The following is a 1464-nucleotide window of genomic DNA, read 5'->3' on the forward strand; positions in this document are numbered from 1 at the left end:
GGAACCGAAAAGAATCACATCATCCGCTTCTACGGGCGGGAAAGCAACGCTAAGCCGAGTGTCGGGAAATTGGCGATAAAAACTGTAGGTTGCCTGACTGTTCGCGTCCAAAAAAGCGAGTGCTATAGGCGATTTGCCCTCGTCATAAAAATCCACATAATCGGCAGACAACCCGTTGGAGCACATAAAATCACGAATGATTGCCCCCACATGGTCGTTGCCTAACTCACTGACAAACAGCGCAGGAAGCCCGCAACGCGCCAACGAAATCATCGCGTTGAACGTAGAGCCACCCGGCACAGCCCGTTGAGGCTGATTATCCTGAAAAATCAGGTCTAAAATTGTTTCGCCGATTCCAATTATTTTTCGCATAGTGTCGTTTTTTTTTAGTTTGATGGGGCAAAGTTATGAAATAATTGACAACATAAAGCATCTTAACGGAGTGGTCAATAAAATTGATTGGTAACAACAGCTTTGCCTCATTTACAGGCAGAAAACAGCGTACAGAGGCACGGATTTGATGTTGTTTTCAAAACCAAAATTTTTGGCGGAAATGCGGATGGAATAGGGCGATTTGTATTTTTCGACAAACACGCCCAAACTTTTTGAGCGGTTGCGCCGTCCTTTTTTGACTTCAATCGGGATTACTTCCGTTTCTTTTTGCAACACAAAGTCAACTTCCGCCTTGCCTTCGCTGTTCCAATAATACAAATTATATTCTTTTACGGCAAAACATTGCGCCACATAGTTTTCCGTCATTGCGCCGAGAAAAGTATTGTCCTCGTCAACAGACGAAAGGATTGTTTGCAAAGGCATTTCGCAACGCAACGTAAGTAGTCCAATATCAGCCATATACAACTTGAAATTTATCAAATCCATGTAGGCGTTTATCGGAATGTAGCCGTGTTCCAATCGCTGACATTTCATTACAATTCTTGCCTGTTTCAGCCATTCTATCGCTTCGCCGAAAATCGTTGCCGTGCCGCCACGCTGCACAACTTTGTATTGAAATTTGCTGTTTCCTTTGGTAAGTTGCAATGGAATGGAAAAATAGCACGCTCTCATCTTATCACTTATTGGTGGTGTTGCATATTTTGACATATAAACGAAATGTGAGTTAATTATCTTGTGCTGCACTTGTTGCACAGATAAAAAACTGTCCGTTTCAATAAATGTTTTGACGGCGGCAGGCATTCCGCCAACGATAAAATAGTGTTGATATAACTGCAACGCCAATTCGTGCAACCCTTTATTCATCGGTTCATTGGCAGCATAGCACTTTTTAATTTCCTCGCAAAGTGCCTTCCATTTCCATATTCAGAAGCACATAATTTTCAAAATGTTCTTTCCCAAACTGCTCAATAATGTAGGTTTTGCCCACCTGACGCGCACCATTCACAATCAAAGGCATACGGTTTTTGCTGTTTTTCCACTCAACGAGCGAATCCGACATTTTTCGTTTCA

The 1464-nt window shown here is 42.5% G+C and carries 3 protein-coding genes; all 3 read right to left on the reverse strand.

The genetic code is table 11. From position 1 onward, the window contains the following. Window positions 1-372, reverse strand: a 372-nt coding sequence (locus tag ASC50_RS00335; RefSeq protein WP_226995288.1) for a PfkB family carbohydrate kinase, incomplete at its 3' end; no start/stop codon positions are given. Window positions 373-483: 111 nt separating this feature from the next. Next, window positions 484-1257 (reverse strand): DUF4143 domain-containing protein, encoded by a 774-nt coding sequence (locus ASC50_RS00340; RefSeq protein ID WP_056928547.1) that lies wholly within the window; start codon window positions 1255-1257, stop codon window positions 484-486. Between the two features lie 25 nt (window positions 1258-1282). Then, window positions 1283-1464, reverse strand: a 182-nt coding sequence (locus ASC50_RS07390) for an AAA family ATPase (RefSeq protein WP_226995289.1), incomplete at its 5' end; no start/stop codon positions are given.

The sequence above is a fragment of the Candidatus Symbiothrix dinenymphae genome, from assembly GCF_001431085.1.